The sequence below is a fragment of the Erythrobacter ramosus genome (assembly GCF_009828055.1).
Lineage (GTDB): Bacteria > Pseudomonadota > Alphaproteobacteria > Sphingomonadales > Sphingomonadaceae > Erythrobacter > Erythrobacter ramosus.
Genome location: NZ_WTYB01000001.1, coordinates 955,642 through 971,619, shown reverse-complemented (window position 1 = coordinate 971,619; position 15,978 = coordinate 955,642). Strand labels below are relative to the sequence as shown.

General features: G+C 66.2%; 13 protein-coding genes. 9 read left to right on the top strand and 4 right to left on the bottom strand.

Features of this window, described 5'->3' with window-relative positions:
* Positions 1 to 50 precede the first annotated feature (50 nt).
* The 3 genes from GRI59_RS04910 to GRI59_RS04900 are packed head-to-tail and all read left to right on the top strand — an operon-like array spanning position 51 to position 3,897.
* Positions 51 to 1,061, top strand: coding sequence for a transglycosylase SLT domain-containing protein (locus GRI59_RS04910; protein ID WP_160760044.1), 1,011 nt, complete (start codon positions 51 to 53; stop codon positions 1,059 to 1,061).
* Between the two features lie 11 nt (positions 1,062 to 1,072).
* Positions 1,073 to 3,178, top strand: a complete 2,106-nt coding sequence (locus tag GRI59_RS04905; protein ID WP_160760428.1) for a flagellar biosynthesis protein FlhA — start codon at positions 1,073 to 1,075, stop codon at positions 3,176 to 3,178.
* Positions 3,175 to 3,897: a sigma-70 family RNA polymerase sigma factor gene (locus GRI59_RS04900; protein WP_160760043.1), complete on the top strand. Its 723-nt coding sequence runs from the start codon at positions 3,175 to 3,177 to the stop codon at positions 3,895 to 3,897. Before GRI59_RS04905 ends, GRI59_RS04900 begins: the two co-directional genes overlap by 4 nt.
* Here the strand turns inward: GRI59_RS04900 and GRI59_RS04895 are convergent.
* Entirely contained in the window at positions 3,894 to 6,704 is a 2,811-nt protein-coding gene (locus GRI59_RS04895; RefSeq protein WP_160760042.1) for a DUF3857 domain-containing protein, read from the bottom strand. The genes GRI59_RS04900 and GRI59_RS04895 overlap by 4 nt on opposite strands.
* 128 nt (positions 6,705 to 6,832) lie before the next feature.
* On the opposite strand from GRI59_RS04895, the gene GRI59_RS04890 reads away from it, so the two are divergent.
* Positions 6,833 to 7,792: a bile acid:sodium symporter family protein gene (locus GRI59_RS04890; protein WP_160760041.1), complete on the top strand. Its 960-nt coding sequence runs from the start codon at positions 6,833 to 6,835 to the stop codon at positions 7,790 to 7,792.
* Between the two features lie 89 nt (positions 7,793 to 7,881).
* On the opposite strand, the gene GRI59_RS04885 is transcribed toward GRI59_RS04890, so the two are convergent.
* The 3 genes from GRI59_RS04885 to GRI59_RS04875 are packed head-to-tail and all read right to left on the bottom strand — an operon-like array spanning position 7,882 to position 11,956.
* Positions 7,882 to 9,168, bottom strand: a complete 1,287-nt coding sequence (locus tag GRI59_RS04885) for an acyl-CoA dehydrogenase family protein (protein WP_160760040.1) — start codon at positions 9,166 to 9,168, stop codon at positions 7,882 to 7,884.
* 4 nt (positions 9,169 to 9,172) lie between these two features.
* Positions 9,173 to 10,522 (bottom strand): phosphotransferase, encoded by a 1,350-nt coding sequence (locus GRI59_RS04880; RefSeq protein ID WP_160760039.1) that lies wholly within the window; start codon positions 10,520 to 10,522, stop codon positions 9,173 to 9,175.
* A 6-nt stretch (positions 10,523 to 10,528) separates the two neighbouring features.
* A complete protein-coding gene (locus GRI59_RS04875) occupies positions 10,529 to 11,956 on the bottom strand; it encodes an aldehyde dehydrogenase family protein (protein WP_160760038.1) in 1,428 nt (475 codons plus the stop codon).
* 185 nt (positions 11,957 to 12,141) lie between these two features.
* On the opposite strand from GRI59_RS04875, the gene GRI59_RS04870 reads away from it, so the two are divergent.
* The 5 genes from GRI59_RS04870 to hisN all read left to right on the top strand — a co-directional run bounded on the left by GRI59_RS04870 (position 12,142) and on the right by hisN (position 15,935).
* Positions 12,142 to 12,846, top strand: a complete 705-nt coding sequence (locus GRI59_RS04870; protein ID WP_160760037.1) for a glutathione S-transferase family protein — start codon at positions 12,142 to 12,144, stop codon at positions 12,844 to 12,846.
* Positions 12,847 to 12,885: 39 nt separating this feature from the next.
* Positions 12,886 to 13,752, top strand: a complete 867-nt coding sequence (gene mtnP, locus GRI59_RS04865; protein ID WP_160760036.1) for an S-methyl-5'-thioadenosine phosphorylase — start codon at positions 12,886 to 12,888, stop codon at positions 13,750 to 13,752.
* 133 nt (positions 13,753 to 13,885) lie between these two features.
* Positions 13,886 to 14,821: a ribose-phosphate pyrophosphokinase gene (locus tag GRI59_RS04860; RefSeq protein WP_160760035.1), complete on the top strand. Its 936-nt coding sequence runs from the start codon at positions 13,886 to 13,888 to the stop codon at positions 14,819 to 14,821.
* Positions 14,821 to 15,168, top strand: coding sequence for a ribose-phosphate pyrophosphokinase (locus tag GRI59_RS04855; protein WP_160760034.1), 348 nt, complete (start codon positions 14,821 to 14,823; stop codon positions 15,166 to 15,168). The genes GRI59_RS04860 and GRI59_RS04855 overlap by 1 nt, the downstream gene beginning before the upstream one ends.
* Positions 15,165 to 15,935 (top strand): histidinol-phosphatase, encoded by a 771-nt coding sequence (gene hisN / locus GRI59_RS04850; protein ID WP_160760033.1) that lies wholly within the window; start codon positions 15,165 to 15,167, stop codon positions 15,933 to 15,935. The genes GRI59_RS04855 and hisN overlap by 4 nt, the downstream gene beginning before the upstream one ends.
* Positions 15,936 to 15,978 lie beyond the last annotated feature (43 nt).

Sequence of the window (15,978 nt, the reverse complement as noted above, 5' to 3'; positions counted from 1 at the left end):
AGTGAAAGCGCCGCCCATTCCTGCGGCGCTCGCCACTGGGCGGAGGATGCGTGAACCAGTCTGCTTCATCATGGGGCCTGCCCGCAGGATCGATCCGCGCCGGGTTTGAAACCGCCGCACGCACCCACGCCGCCGCGCGGGCGCAGGCAGATGGCGCCCCAATGCCTGCCGCCCGCCAGATCGCCGCGCCCGGCTCCCCGGTCGAAGCTGCGATCGCCAATGCGGCGCAGGCGACCAGTGTCGATTTCAACTACCTCCTCGCGCAAGCCGAGGTGGAATCCGCGATGAACCCCACCGCCCGCGCCGCCACATCGAGCGCGACGGGGCTGTATCAGTTCATTGAGAGCACCTGGCTCGATACGGTGAAAAAGCACGGCCCGCGCTTCGGACTGGGGGCGGTGGCCGATCAGATCAACCTGACGCCATCGGGCAGTGCCTATGTCGCCGATCCCGCCCAGCGCGAGGCGATCCTGGCCTTGCGCAACGATCCGCATACTGCCGCGCTGATGGCGGCAGGGCTGGCGGAGGATAACCGCGCGCATCTGCTGTCAATCCTCGGTCGCCAGCCGAGCCATGCCGAACTATACCTCGCCCATTTCCTCGGTGCGGGCGGCGCGGGACGGTTCCTGAGCGAATTGCAGGCCGACCCCGGCCAGAGCGCGCCCACGCTGTTCGCCCGACCCGCCGCTGCCAACCGTGCGATCTTCTATGCGCCCGATGGCTCGCCCCGCTCTCTTGCGCAGGTGATGGACGTGATCGGCGGCAAGCTCGAGCGCGCGCTGAACCGCGCCAGTGATGGCGGGGCGATGCGCTTCGCCCGCGCCGATTATGGCAGCGCAGGCGGGTTCACGCCCGCCCCGTACCTGATCGCCGATGAGGCAGTGTTCGGCCCCGGATTGCCGCCCGCATTGACGCAGGCCTCGATGCCTGCGCCCGCGAGTCGCTCGCCCGGAAGGCCTCCGATGTCGCAGGTCTTGGGCGCGACCTTCGGGACCGATCCCGCCGCTGCCCCCCGGCAAGTGCGCCGCGCCTATGGCACGCTCAAGGCGCTCGGCCTGTGACGCAGACCGTGATGGCCGCCACACCGCTTGCCCGCTTCGGCACCGCGTCCGCCGCGCTGGCTCTGCCGGTCGGCATCTTTGCGCTGCTGGCGCTGATGGTGCTGCCGATCCCGGCGCTGCTGCTCGACATCTTCTTCGTGCTCAACATCGCGATTTCGATTGCGGTGCTGATGGTCGCGCTGAACGCGCGCCGCCCACTCGATTTCTCGTCCTTCCCGAGCGTATTACTGTTCGCGACCCTGATGCGCCTCGCCCTGAACGTCGCCTCGACCCGCGTGGTGCTGGTCCACGGCCACGAAGGCGGCGCGGCGGCGGGTGAGGTGATCGAGAGCTTCGCCGCCTTTCTGGTCGGCGGCAATTTCGCGGTCGGGTTGTTCGTGTTCGCGATCCTGATGATCATCAACATGATCGTCATCACCAAGGGGGCAGGGCGCGTGTCGGAAGTCTCCGCCCGCTTCGTGCTCGATGCGTTGCCGGGCAAGCAGATGGCCATCGACGCCGATATCGCGGCAGGGCTCGTCACCGCTGACGAAGCGCGCGAACGCCGCCGCGAAGTCACGGTCGAGGCCGATTTCTACGGCTCGATGGATGGTGCCAGCAAGTTCGTGAAGGGCGATGCTGTCGCCGCATTGCTGATCCTCGGGGTCAACATCATCGCCGGGTTTGCCATCGGGATGATCAGCCACGGCCTCAGCGCCGCCGAAGCGGGTGAGGCTTATGTTACGCTGGCGGTCGGCGATGCGCTGGTGGCGCAGGTGCCGGCGCTGCTGCTGTCGATTGCCGCCGCCGCCATCGTTACCCGCGTCTCCGACCAGCGCGATCTGGCCGGGCAAATCGGCGGCCAGTTCGCCGATCCGCGCGGGTGGTTGCCGGTGGCGCTGATCCTAGGCGCAGTGGGCGTGGTGCCTGCGATGCCGCAGCTGTTCTTCCTCCCCGGTGCCGCCATCGCCGCAGCGATCTGGTGGCACCTGAAACGCCGCGCCGCCGCACCTGCGCCGATCATCGAGACGACAGAAGAGGTTTCGCCCGATCACATCGCGCTGGCCGATGTGGCCGATGGAACGCTGGTCACGATCGAGCTGGGCTATGGGATCGTCGGGCTGGTAGATGCCGCTCAAGGCGCGCCGCTGATCACCCGGATCACCGGCATCCGCAAGCAGTTGTCGCGCGATCTCGGATTTGTGCTGCCGCAGTTCCGAATCCGCGATTCGCTTGATCTCGCTGCCCAGAATTACGCCGTGCTGATGGGCGGGGTGAGCATTGCGCGCGGCAGCGTGCGTCCCGGCAAGATGCTCGCCATCGACGCGGGCGATGTCAGGCCGGGGCACGGATTGACGGGAGAGCCGACGCGCGATCCCAGCTTCGATTGCCCCGCCCTGTGGATTCCGCCGTCGGCCCGCGATCATGCCGTGTCCGAAGGCTTCCTGGTGGTCGATCCGGCCTCAGTGATCGCCACCCATGCCAATCAGGCGCTGCTGGCCGAGGCGCACCAATTGCTCGGCCCTGATGAAGTGCGCGAGTGGGTCGATGGGCTCAAGGCCCGCGCGCCCGCACTGGTCGAAGCGGTGACGCCCGATCCGCTGCCGCTCGCCGCGCTCACCCGAACGCTGAGAGCGCTGATGGCTGACGGGATCGGGCTGGCGCATCCGCAGCCGTTGTTCACCAGCCTCGCGCTGGCCTTGCAGCGAACAGCCGACTTCGACGCGGTGATTGATACCGTGCGCGCCGATATGGCCGCGCGGCTCGTCGCCCGGATCGCCGCGCCGGGTGAGTCCTTGAAGGTCATCACCCTTGATGCCGGGCTGGAGAGCGCAATCCTCGGCGGGATGATCGACCCGGCCACCGGGCAGCCGCTGATCGAGCCTGATTGCGGCAGCATGATCGTGCGCGAGGCAAGCCGCATCGCCGACCGCGAGGGCAGCCCCATTGCGCTGATCGTCCAGCCACCCGTCCGCCGCGCGCTCGCCACCTTGCTCAAGACCCGCGCGCCGCGCTGCCTTGTCCTTTCCATCGCCGAACTGCCCGCCGGCCAACCCATCGCGGTCGTCGGCGTCATCGGCGCACCTGACGAAGCCCCCGAACTCGCCCCACCCGCGCCTGAGGGGCTGGCCGCATGAAGCACGACCACGCCAGCTTTGCGCAGGCCGCACCCTATGCCCCTTCCCGCGCCGAGGTGGCCGACCGCGTGCGCCGCTTCCTCCCGCTCGTCCGCCGCACCGCGTGGCACATCAACGGGCGCGGGCGAGAGGGGCTGGAGATCGAGGATCTGGTGCAGGCCGGGATCCTTGCGCTTACCGAGTGCGCCCAGCGCCACGCCGGGCCGACCGAAGACGGGTTCGCCGCCTATGCCAAGATCCGGGTGCGCGGGGCGATGCTGGATGAAGTGCGCCGCGTCGCCCATGATAGCCGCACCACGCGCAACAAACGCTCAGGCTACGAACGCGCACTCTCCGCCCTGCGCGGGCAATTGGGCCGCGAGCCGAGCCGCGCCGAGCTCGCCCGCGCGATGGCGGTCAGCGATGCCGAATTGCTCGCCATCGAAGCCTCGGGCGTGAAGCTCACCCCGATTGACGACGCCTATGATGAAACCAGCCTCGCCTTCGCGAGCGATGATCCCGATCCGTTCGAAGCGCTGTGCGCTGCCGAAGACCGTGACCGTCTGCTCACAGCGATGATCCAGTTGCCCGATCGGCTGAAGCTGGTGCTCCAACTGTTCTTCGTCGAGGAATTGAACCTCACCGAAATCGCCGCCGTGCTCGAAGTCAGCGTGCCGCGCGTCCACCAACTGCGCGCCAAGGCCCTGAAAGACCTGCGCGCGCTGCTCGGCCAACCTTAGAACGTCAGCCCGAACGCCTTGTAGGTCGCGGCCAGCGAAGGCCGCATCTTCAGTGCGAGCGCAATCTCGTCCTTGCCCGAATTGTCGCCCATTTCGCGCAAGATGATGCCGCGCAGCAGGCGGGATTCGACCTGATAGGGTTCGGCCAGCAGCGCCGCGTCGATATCCGCCTTGGCCGCCGCGAGGTTGCCGAGCCGGAAATGCGCCATCGCCCGGCTATCGAGCGCGGTCGGGGCATTGTCGCTTTTCTCGACCGCCTTGGTGCAGGAATCCAGCCGCATCTCGTCCATCTTCGACCAGATCGCCGCCTGCCAGCACAGCGCGTTGAGCAGGTTCCCGTCCGTAGGCCGCTGAGCGATCATGCCGTCCAGCAGATCAATGCCTTCGTCCGCCGCGCCCTGCCAGCCAAGCGCGGATGCCATCACCGTCACGCCTTCGGCGCGTTCCTTGGTCAGGGCTTCGAAGTCCTCTGCCAGCGCCAACCCTTCCTCTGCGCGGCCCAGCAATGCCAGCAGTTCGATCTGTTCGCCATAGGTCGAGCCATCGGGTTGCAGCGCCTCGGCCTCGACCAGATCGGCGAGCGCGCCGGACATATCGCCCAGCTCACGCCGCAGGGTGGCGCGGGCGTAGATCAGATCGCGCGAATCCTCGATCTTCATTGCCGCTTCGACATCCGCCAGCGCGCCGGCAAAATCGAAGATCCCCATGCGGAAGCCCGCACGGTTGATCAGCGGATAGGGTTCATCCGGCTTGGCCTTGGCAATGCCCTTGGCATAGAGCGCTTCGAGTGTGGAAAGCCGCGCGCGGTCTTTCCCGAAATATTGCCACAACTCACGCACTTCGCCTTGCGAACGCAGCACCGGCAGCTGGCGGTCGAACCGGTTGAGCTCGCGCCGCGCCGCGCCGATGGCATCGGCGGCGAGTTCTTCCTTCACCGTGCGCATGGTCTGATCAATCGTTAGCTTGTGCCCTTCCAGCTTGGCGGTGGAGGCCAGTTCCACCCCACCGATGGTGGCGGCAACTGGCGCGGCGCTGCCTTCAAGGTTCACGCCTGCGACATCGTCGGGCAGCAGCACCTCGGCCGTGCTGGTGAAATAGACCGGGCCGTTGAGCTGGAGTGGAATGGCGCGCCACGCACTGCGCGCGCGATCTGCTTCAAACCCGACATCGCGGGCGGCCTGGGCGGGCGGCTCGAACTTGTAGTCGGTGCCGTCCCGCTTCCAGGCGCTGGTCATGATCCCGCGCCCGGTCAGCACGGCAAGGCCCGCCTCGGCATCGTAACGCACCGAATGCTCGACCACCTGCCCATCACCGATCACATCGGTGATGGCGGAGGCCACCGCATCCTCGCGCATTTCCTCGCTGCCTTGCGAGGCCATGCTGCGCCAGCCAGCCCCGATCGTGCCGCGATATTCGATTGTCACGTCGAAAGTGGCGGGGACACGCAGGCCCGCGCGCTGATCGACCGTCAGGCGCACCACCCGGTCAGGCGTGGACTGCGCCCGGGTGTCGAGCGCCATCAGTTCCGCGCCTGCATCGCGCAGCGGCAGGCCGTGGAAGAAACGCGGCACTTCATCCAAGGTATCGGCGCGCACACCAGAGGTGGTGCCATCAAGCCAGTAGTTCTTCCCCCCGATCACCGCGCGCACGATCACATGGTCGAAATTGCCCGGCATCGGCGAAAGGCTCGGCAAGGCGTCGCCGCCCTCACTGCGGACCAGCACCGGCTCCGCCTCGATCCCCAGCTCGCGCAGCATGGTGAGCAATAGCAGCGTCTTGGCCTTGCAATCGCCGAAGCGCTTTTCCCAGGTTTCCTCGGGCGCCTGCGGGATGTAATTGCCGCCCGACATGCCGTTCATCAGGTAGCTGATATCGTCCTGCACCAGCCTGAGCGCCATTGCCGCGCGGGTGAGCGGATCATCGCTCGCCGATGCAATCCCTGCGATGCGGCCCGCCAGATCGCCGCCGGGCGTGACCGTGCCCGCAGTGCCATAATGCTGGGCGTGATTGCGCGAGACGGCGGGCCAATCGGCATAGGTCGACACCTGCATCAACTCGCCGATCCGGAAGCGCGAGGGCGCGTCTTCGGGCATCTCGTCACCTTCGGGCACCGGCAGGTTGGCCGACCAGACCATGTACCCGCCCTTCGCAACCGGCTCGGGCACTTCGGCCTTGCCCAGCCGCAGGCGGGTGACCGGCAGCGCTTCGGGCCATGACACCGTGACGCGCCCCTGTTCGAGCGGGAAGGGCTTGGCGATGAGGCCGCCCTGCCATTGCACATTATCGCCCATCGCCTGATCGCTCAGCGTGGTGGAGTAGGCGAGCCGCAGCACATCGCCGAGCTTGGCGCCCTGCACCGCCAGCGTCGCGGTGAGCTGGCCATCGACCAGCCGGCTTTCGAGGCCGCGTTCGCGCCGCAGCACTTCAAACTGCGCGCCGCCCTTCAACACGTCGATCACTTCGCCGCCGCGGATCAACTCGACCCGGTGGACGATGAGGTCGCCCTTGTCGGGCATCCAGCTGGCCGTCAGCGTGCCGAAGCGGGTCAGCGCATCAGGGGAATCGAGCGCCACGGCGGTATCGATATAGGTCGACAGCTTGCCGGTCTCGATCCGGGCCTGCTGATCAAGCAGCATGATGATGGCATTGGAATCGGCCGGTTTGGCGTCAACCTTGGCGACGTCGACCCAGTTCGGGGCGGCGTCATAAAGGACGGACTCACCGGCCCACACCGGCACTGCCGCAGTCCCGGCCAGCAGCAGACCTGCCAGCGGGCGGGCAAATCGATTGGCGAGACGGCGCGACATGAAGGACCCCCATTTAACGAATGAATTGAGAGCCTAGCGCAGGTTTCGGATATTGCTAGAGCAGGAATGGGTGCACCGATCCCCGTCCTGCGCTAACGCGCAGCGTAGGGGGGGCGCAAGGGGGGGCCATGCTGCGCACAATCACCAACAATTTCGCCGCGCTGACCGTGCTGGGCGTGGGGCTGGCGTGGTTCTTTCCGGCCGGCTTCACTTGGATGACCGACGGGCGGATCGCGGTCGCGGGCCAGTCGCTGCTGAGCCTCGCGCTGGGTGTGATCATGCTGGCGATGGGCCTGACGCTGACCTTCGATGATTACCGCAAGCTCGCCTCGGCGCCGCGCGCGCTGGTTGCAGGCGTGGTGTTGCAGTTTGCGGTGATGCCGCTGACCGGGTTCGCGATAGCCAAGGGGCTGGCGCTGGAGCCGGGGCTGGCGGTGGGGCTGATCCTCGTCGCCTGCTGCCCCGGCGGGACGGCGTCGAACATCGTCACCTTTATCGCCCGCGGGCACGTGGCGCTGTCGGTGGCGATGACCATGGCATCAACCCTTGCCGCCGTGGTGCTGACCCCACTGCTGACGGGGTGGCTGGCGGGGGCTTACGTGGAGATTGACCGCTGGAATCTGCTCGCCAACATGGTCGCGGTGGTGCTGCTGCCGGTGGTGCTGGGCACCCTGCTCAACCGCCTCTTCCCCCGCGCCGCCGAGAAGGTGAGTGCAGTTCTGCCGCTGGTGGCGATTGTGCTGGTGATCCTGATCGTGGGCGGGATTGTCGGCGGGGCTAAGGCGCAGATTGCGGAGCACGCGGGTGTGCTACTGCTGGCGACCTTCCTGCTCCACGCGGTGGGCTTTGCGCTGGGCTATGGGCTGGCGCGGATGCTGGGGCTGGGCGAGGTGGAGGCGCGAACGATTTCGATCGAGGTCGGGATGCAGAATTCAGGGCTGGGCTCAGGCTTAGCGAAAACCCCCGCCTTCGCCGCGCAGTTCGCGAGCATCCAGCAGGCCGCCCTCGCGCCCGTGCCGGCGGCGATTTCGGCCGTTTGGCACGTGCTGATCGGGAGTATGCTGGCAGGCTGGTGGCGTCGGAAATGACCAGGCGTGAGTCCCCGCGCAGGCGGGGACCTCCCAATGACTTGCGCAATCCTGCCTGAGGTTCCCGCCTGCGCGGGGACTCACAGTGTTCAGCCGTACATCCCCCGCTTCGGCCCGAGATAGCCGAACAGATAGGCCCCCACTTTCCGCATCTGGATCTCCTCGCTACCCTCGGTGATCCGATACCGGCGGTGGTGGCGATAGATGTGCTCGAACGGCTTGTGGCGCGAATAGCCGATGCCGCCGTGGACCTGCATAGCGCGGTCCGCCGCCTCGCAGACCAGCCGGTTCGCCCAGTAATTGCACATCGAGACCTTGTCGCTGATGGTGCGTTCGATCTGTTCGTGGGGCATGTTGTCCATCTCCCACGCGGTCTTGAAGATCAGCAGCCGCAGCATCTCCGCCTGCGTGGCCAGCTCCACCAGCGGGAACTGGATCGCCTGATTGCGCGCCAGCTCCTCGCCGAAGGGCTTGCGTTCCCGCGCATATTTCACGCTCTCGTCGATGCAATAGAGCGCCGCGCCGCAGGATGAGGCCGCCTGCCGGATACGGTTCTGGTGGACGAAGCTTTGCGCCAGCGCGAGGCCGCGACCTTCGACGCCGAGGATCGCGCTATCAGGCACCCAGACGTTGGTGACGCTGAGGCGCGGGTGATCGGTGGGCATGTTGAAGGTCCACATCCACTCCTCGATTGTGAGGCCCTCGGTGGGGTTGGGCACGAGGAAGCAGGTGATCCCGCTCGCGTCCCCCGCCTTCCCCGCGGTGCGCGCGAACATTGCGCAGTGGGTGGCGACGTGCATGCCGGTGATCCACATTTTCTCGCCATCGATCCGCCAGCCATCGACCCCGTCGCGGGTCTCACGCACCGCGACCGTTTCCATGTGGGTGGCGTCCGAGCCGTGGTCAGGTTCGGTCAACCCGAAGGCGACGCGCCGGGTGCGTTCAAACCCGCCGGTAATGAATTCCTGCTTCTGTTCCTCGGTGCCCCATTGGTCGAACATGGCGACGAAGGGGAAGTTGCCGACGATGGAATGTTCGTTCTGCAAGTCATTGTGCAGGCCTAGGCCCTGGCGCGCAAAATGCTCGCGGATCACTGCCATCCAGAGGTTGCTGCCGTCCTTCCCGCCGTAGCGTTTGGGCGCGGAGAAGCGCCAATGGCCCGCCTTGTCCGAGCGGCGGGTGGCTTCCTTGAGCAACTCCTCCCACTCGTGCCGGGGCAAGCCGCCCGCCTCGAAGTCCGTCCGCGCATATTCGCGGCGGTGGTCGAAGAAGCGGATATTGTCGTCCTGCTGTTCGAGAGGCTTGATCTCGGCGGCGATGAAGGCGTCGAGTTCGTTCAGGTAGGCCTGAAGGTCGGCGGGGATGGCGAAGTCCATGCGGCTATTCCACTCCAGTCCATTTCTTGAGCGCGTGACGAAGCGCCGGATACTTCGGGATGTCGACGGCCAATTTCACCAGTGCATCGCGCCTTAATCCGGAGAGCACGCGCGGCGTGTTCAGCCCCTTTTGCCCAGCGAGGAGGGCGCGCGCGAGGTCCAAATCCTGCGCGACTTGAACGACTCCGAGATGCTCACGTGCCACGATGCGCAGGGCATTGCGGGCGACCGCCCATTGGAAACGGTCATGCCCAACCATGCTGTCCTTCACGGTATCGAGCCATTCGGCGACCGCGAGCGCAAGTTCCTGAGGCGATGCTTCGCCCCGCGTCGCGGGATCAACCCGAGCTAACCACACTGGCCGCTCCAGCTCCTCCTCCGGAGCATCCTCCTCGAGCAGCAGCAACAGGTCCAATTCCTGCTCGCTGGTCCGGCGCGAGATCACGACGCGCTCCAGCATCCGGTCCGCGCCCGAGCGCCATTGCGCCGCCATCTTGAGGCAGCCGAGCGCCCACCACACCGTCCGATAAATTGTCCAGAAGCGGAAGCGCGCCGGGTCAACGGTGACACCCGCCTCGTCCTCGTAGGCGGCGATGTAATCTTCGATTGACCCAAGCCCCAGCGCCGGGCGATCGTGGCGGGCGAAGCGCCATACGGCCATGCAGCCGAAGGCGAGGTCTTCATGGCGGTCGCCGAAATGGGCGATTTCCCAGTCGAGCACCCCCGTCAGCCGCGAACCTTCGACCAGCAGATTGCCCATGCGGTAATCGCCGTGGTTGAGCACGGGCTCGACCTCGGGCGGGCAATTGTCCTCCAGCCACCTGAGGCCGAGCGCGATGATCGGGCGATCCCCGCCCGCGTCCACGAATTGCGCTTTGAGGTCGGCGATGGCGGCGCGGTAATCCATCACCGGCACGCCCTCCGGCACATCGCTCTGCCGCAGCGAATGGATGCGCGCCAAGTCCCGCGCCGCCTCGCGCAGCAACCCGTCAGGATCGTCGCAGCCCAGAATGACCTTGGGATCAGCCGTCCCCGGCAGCGCGCGCATCACGAAGCCGCTGCCGAGCCCGTCGGCCTCCTCCAGCACCGCCACCACCTCCGGCGCGGTCACGCCCTTGGCCCGCGCCGCCTCGATCAGCGCGGCCTCGACGCCATGCCCATAAGGCCGCCCCTCCATGAAGGCGAGGCTCGGCGCGCGGCGCAACACGTGGGCGGCGTCGCCAGCACCGAAGCGCCAGCTCTCCATCACCGCCCCGCCCGTCAGGCGCTGCGGTGCCAACGACAAAGCGCCGAGGCCGACGCGGGCACATACCCGCGCCAGCCCGGCGCTCAGTTCGTCAGCCGAAATGCCCACGCGTCGTTACGCGGGGGCTTTTTCTTTCTTCACGGTGATCACCTGCGAATAGGTGAACTCCTTCAGGCCTTCCTTGCCGTATTCGGCGCCGAAGCCCGACTGTTTGTGCCCGCCAAACGGCGCGAAGGGCGACAGGTGGAGGTATTCGTTAACCCACACCGTGCCGGTTTCGAGCTGCTCGGCAATCTTCACGCCGTTGTCCGGATTGCCCGTCCACACCGCACCGGCGAGGCCATATTCCGACGCATTGGCGCGCGCGATGACTTCTTCCTCGGTCGAGAATTTCATCAGCGGCATGACCGGGCCGAACTGCTCCTCGGCCACGATCCGCGCGTCTTCGGGCGGGTTGTCGATGATGGTGAGCGGCACGAAGTAGCCAGTGCCGCTCGGATCGGCATTGCCGCCGAGCAGGAACTTGTAGCCATTGTCCTTGGCATCCTCGATCAGCTCGAGCACGCGCTCGTACTGCTTCTTGTTCTGGATCGGGCCGACACCGGTGCCCTGCTGCGCACCGTCACCCACGGTCACGGTCTTGGCATATTCGACGATCGCCGCCGAAAGCTCGTCATAGATATCCTCGTGGATATAGACCCGCTTGGCCGCGACGCAGATCTGGCCCGCGTTGGAGAAGCTCGACCAGAACAGCTGTTCGGCGACCTTCTTGGGATCGGCATCGGGGAGCACGATCGAGGCGTCATTGCCGCCCAGTTCGAGCGTGATGCGCTTCAGGTCGGCGCTCGCGCCTTCCATGATCTTCTTGCCCGTCGCGGTCGATCCGGTGAAGGTGATCTTGTCGATATCGGGGTGCGAGGTCATCAGCGGGCCGAGGTCATCCTCGCCGGTGATGATGTTGACGACGCCGGCGGGCACCTTGTCGGCGATCAGCTCGGCAATCCGCAGCGTGGTGAGCGGCGTGAACGGCGAGGGCTTCAGGACGATGGTGCAGCCCGAAAGCATCGCGGGCGCGATCTTCTGGACTGCCATCATCACCGGGAAGTTCCACGGCACGATCCCGGCCACCACACCCACCGGCACGCGGCGGGTGCGGCTCAAACGCGTGTCGCTGTCCTCGTTGATCTCGTCATCGAGGCTGAGGGTGGACTGCGCCGCGCTCATCCCGGCAGCGCCGTAGATTTCGCCCTTGGCCTGATCGTGCGGCTTCCCCTGTTCGCTGGTCAGCAGGCGGTAAAGCTCCTCGGCATTTTCCTTGATCGCGCCCGAAATCGCCATGATCGCGGCGCGGCGCTCCTCGATTGGGGTGTTCTTCCACGTCTTGAAAGCGGCGCGCGCGGCGGCGACTGCTTCGTCAAGCTCGGCCTTGCCGCAGGCGGGGACCTGACCGATCACCTGCTCGGTCGCAGGGTTGACCACATCGAGCATGCGGTCAGTGGTGACCATCTTGCCGCCGATCAGGTTCTTGTACTGGGTGACCATGATTATTCCTCTCGTCGAATGGGGGAGTCGTCTCTCTCCCGCTCAGGTTGGCGCGTTGCATAGCAAAACGCAACGCTTGCGTTGGCGGCATCGCTAGCGCGAAGCCCGGACGCGATCACCTGATGATTGCGCTATCGGCACGCGGGCCTATGGAAGCGGCGAGAGATGCCCTGGAGGAGAGCCGCATGAGTGATTCCCGCCCTGATCTGGTGATTTACGGCAGCCCGGTCTCACCCTTCGTGCGCAAGGTCGCCGGGGTCTGCATCGCCAAGGGCGTGCCTTACGAAGTCGAGGCGATCAACGTGTTCGACCCGCCCCAGTGGTTCCGCGAGATCTCGCCAATGAAGCGCATTCCGGTGCTGCGTGACCGCAGCGTGGCCGAGGAGGGCCTCGCAGGCACCATCGCTGATTCATCCGCGATCTGCGCCTTTATCGAGAAGAAGCACCCCGCCCCGGCGCTTTATCCCGATATCCCGATGGCGCTGGGCGAAGCGCTGTTCATTGAGGAATATGCCGACACCGCGCTGGCGATGGCAGGCGGGCTTGGCATCTTCCGCCCGATCTTCTTCGCGGTCAGCAAGGGCGAGGAGCCGGGGCTCGACAAGGCGCGCGACGCTTGGACCAACCAGCTGCCGCCGATCTTCGACGTGCTCGAAGCGCGGCTGGGTGGGCGCGCGTTCTTTGCGGGCGACGCGCTCTCGATTGCCGACATCACCGTGGCGACCGTGCTGATGCAGATCGCGCTGGTGGCCGAGACTCCGCTGGATCGCTGGCCCGGCCTTGCCGCGCATTACGCCGCGATGCAGGCTCTGCCGCTGATCGCCGAACCTTATGCGGCGGCGGAAAAGATGATCCGCAGGGCCTTGCCCACCCGCTTCGACCTGACCTAAGCCCCTCATCCCCAAGCGAGCAGAGAACAGGCAAGCATAATGGCCAGCGAATGGTGCATCGGGATCATCGGCGGATCAGGCCTATATGCCATCGACGGCATTGAGGACGAGCAGTGGATCGCGATCGACACGCCTTGGGGTGATCCGTCGGACGAGATTCTGTGCGGGACGCTCGCCGGGGTGAAGGTGCGCTTTCTCCCGCGCCATGGCCGCGGTCATCCGATCACGCCGACTGAACTGAACTCCCGCGCCAATATCGATGCGCTGAAGCGGGCGGGCTGCACCGATATCCTTGCGATCAGCGCCGTCGGCAGCCTGCGCGAGGAACTGGAGCCGGGCCGCTTTGCCGTGGTCGAACAATTTATCGACCGCACCGTGCACCGCCCCAGCACCTTTTACACCAGTGGCTTTGTCACCCATGTCTCGATGGCCGATCCGGTCTGCCCGCGCCTGTCGGACATGGCCGCCCATGCGATCAGCGACGCCGGTGGCAAGGTGGCAGTCGGCGCGACCTATCTCGCGATGGAAGGCCCGCAATTCTCCACTCGCGCCGAAAGCCGGATGTACCGTGCTTGGGGTGCCGATGTGATCGGCATGACCGCGATGCCCGAGGCGAAACTCGCCCGCGAGGCGGAGCTGCCCTATGCGCTGGTCGGCATGGTCACCGATTACGATTGCTGGCGCGAAGGCGAGGCGGTCGACGTGGCGCAGGTGGTCGGCCAGATGCAGGCCAACGGCGCGCTCGCCCGCGCGATGGTGGCAAATTTCATCACCGCTCTGCCGCAGGAGCGCGAACCCTCTCCGATCGACTTCGCCCTCGACGACGCAGTCATCACCGCCCCGGACGAACATGACCCCGCGGTCATGGCCAAGCTGGATGCGGTTGCCGGGCGGTTGTTCGGTTAAGCTCGCGCTGCCCAATCCGCCCTACGAAGTACGAATGCCTCACCTTACCTGACGAGAACGCCGCTACGCCGCGTTGCAATTCCATGACGCGGCGCTAGGCGGGGTGCACCACCTGCGCTCGGGGATTCGCATCATGAAAATCATGTCCGGCAATTCGAACCTGCCGCTCGCCCGGGCCATTGCGGCCTATCTCGAAATCCCGCTGACCGATGCCAGCGTGCGGCGCTTCTCGGACGAGGAGGTCTTTGTCGAGATTCACGAGAATGTGCGCGGCGAAGACGTGTTCGTCGTCCAGCCGACCAATTTCCCGGCGAACGACAACCTGATGGAGCTGCTGATCTGCATCGACGCGCTGCGCCGCGCCTCGGCCAAGCGGATCACCGCGGTGGTGCCGTACTTCGGCTACGCGCGGCAGGACCGCAAGCCCGGCCCCCGCACGCCGATCTCGGCCAAACTGGTGGCGAACCTCATCACCGAGGCTGGCGCTGACCGGATGCTGGCGGTGGACTTGCACGCGGGCCAGATTCAGGGCTTCTTCGATATCCCGACCGATAACCTCTATGCTGCGCCCGTGATGGCAGCAGACATTCAGGCGCGTTACGGCGACCAGTCGCTGATGGTGGTCAGCCCCGACGTGGGCGGTGTGGTGCGCGCCCGTGCGTTGGCCAAGCGGCTCGACAATGCCCCGCTCGCGATCGTCGACAAGCGCCGCGATCGTCCGGGCGAGAGCGAGGTGATGAACATCATCGGCGACGTCGAAGGGCGGCACTGCATCCTGATCGACGACATCGTCGATTCGGGCGGCACGCTGTGCAACGCGGCCGAAGCGCTGCTGGAAGGCGGGGCGAAGTCGGTCGCAGCCTACATCACCCACGGCGTGCTCTCTGGCGGCGCGGTGGCGCGGATCAACGGGTCGAGCCTCAAGGAGCTGGTCATCACCGATTCGATCCGGCCCACGGAAGCCGCCGAAGCATCGGACCGCATCCGCATACTTCCCATCGCCCCCTTGGTGGGCGAAGCGATCCGGCGGATTGCGGATGAAAGCTCGGTCAGCTCGCTGTTCGACTAATGTTTGATCCCGGCGAGGTTCGGGACATTTTTATCAGCGCCGCCCAGCAGCGCACGGCGCTGACCTATTCCGAGATGCTCGGCGCGCTTGGCCACGCCTTTGCGCGGCCTTTGATGCGCCAGTTGTGCAAAGTCCTCGACCGCATCGACGAGGACGGGCGCGTAGCGGGCGAACCGGGCCTCGCGGTGCTGGTGGTGCGCCAATCGGATGGCCTGCCGGGACAGGGCTGGTTCGTCAGTCGCACAGGCGTTTACGACGACCTGCCGCTGGAATGGGAGGGGACGGAGGCGCGGGCCTATACGCAGGCTCGACAGGCCGAAGCCTTCGATTATTGGGAAGCGCCATGACCGATAAAGATCTCGCCCTCGCCCTGCGCCTCGCCGATCTGGCCGGGGCCGCCATTCGTCCGCTGTTTCGCGGCCAGTGGAGCGAAGAGAAGAAAGCCGACCGCAGCTTCGTCACCGAAGCTGACCGTGCCGCCGAGGCCGCGATGCGCCGGTTGATCGAGGCCGAGTTCTCCGCCGACGGGATCATCGGTGAGGAATACGGCACCCGCAACGAGGGCGCAGGCCGCCAATGGGTGCTTGATCCGATCGACGGCACTACCAGCTTCATCGCGGGCCGCCCGATCTTCGGCACGCTGATCGCGTTGCTTCAGGATGGCTGGCCCGTGCTCGGCATCATCGACCAGCCGATTGCGGGCGAACGCTGGGTGGGCCGCATCGGCCAGCCGACGCTGTTCAATGGCAAGCCCGCGCAGGCACGGCCGCTCAAGGACCTCAGCGACGCCGTGCTCGCCACCACCAGCCCGCACCTGTTCACCAATGAAGAGGCCGACGCCTTCATGTCGGTCGCCAAGCAGGTGGCCGAGAAGAAGATCGTGTTCGGCGGGGACTGCTACAATTACGGGCTGGTCGCGAGCGGCCATGTCGATGTGGTGATCGAGGCCGGGCTCAAGCTCTATGACTATGCCGCTCTCGTCCCGGTGGTCGAAGGCGCAGGGGGCATGATGGCTGACTGGCAGGGCAATCCGCTCGATGCAGGCAGCGACGGCACGGTGGTCGCGCTGGGCGATCCGGCCCGGCTGGAAGATGTGCTGGAGGCGATGGGGTAGCACACTCGTTACATTTGCCTGAAACCAGCAGCAACGCCCCGTC

Bases quoted from the DNA above. Each gene is read 5' to 3' on its own strand.
- mtnP (WP_160760036.1), top strand. From the start codon at position 12,886: ATGGCCAGCGAATGGTGCATCGGGATCATCGGCGGATCAGGCCTATAT.
- GRI59_RS04855 (WP_160760034.1), top strand. From the start codon at position 14,821: ATGTTTGATCCCGGCGAGGTTCGGGACATTTTTATCAGCGCCGCCCAG.
- GRI59_RS04885 (WP_160760040.1), bottom strand. From the start codon at position 9,168: ATGGACTTCGCCATCCCCGCCGACCTTCAGGCCTACCTGAACGAACTC.
- hisN (WP_160760033.1), top strand. From the start codon at position 15,165: ATGACCGATAAAGATCTCGCCCTCGCCCTGCGCCTCGCCGATCTGGCC.
- GRI59_RS04895 (WP_160760042.1), bottom strand. From the start codon at position 6,704: ATGTCGCGCCGTCTCGCCAATCGATTTGCCCGCCCGCTGGCAGGTCTG.
- GRI59_RS04890 (WP_160760041.1), top strand. From the start codon at position 6,833: ATGCTGCGCACAATCACCAACAATTTCGCCGCGCTGACCGTGCTGGGC.
- GRI59_RS04875 (WP_160760038.1), bottom strand. From the start codon at position 11,956: ATGGTCACCCAGTACAAGAACCTGATCGGCGGCAAGATGGTCACCACT.
- GRI59_RS04860 (WP_160760035.1), top strand. From the start codon at position 13,886: ATGAAAATCATGTCCGGCAATTCGAACCTGCCGCTCGCCCGGGCCATT.
- GRI59_RS04870 (WP_160760037.1), top strand. From the start codon at position 12,142: ATGAGTGATTCCCGCCCTGATCTGGTGATTTACGGCAGCCCGGTCTCA.
- GRI59_RS04900 (WP_160760043.1), top strand. From the start codon at position 3,175: ATGAAGCACGACCACGCCAGCTTTGCGCAGGCCGCACCCTATGCCCCT.
- GRI59_RS04905 (WP_160760428.1), top strand. From the start codon at position 1,073: ATGGCCGCCACACCGCTTGCCCGCTTCGGCACCGCGTCCGCCGCGCTG.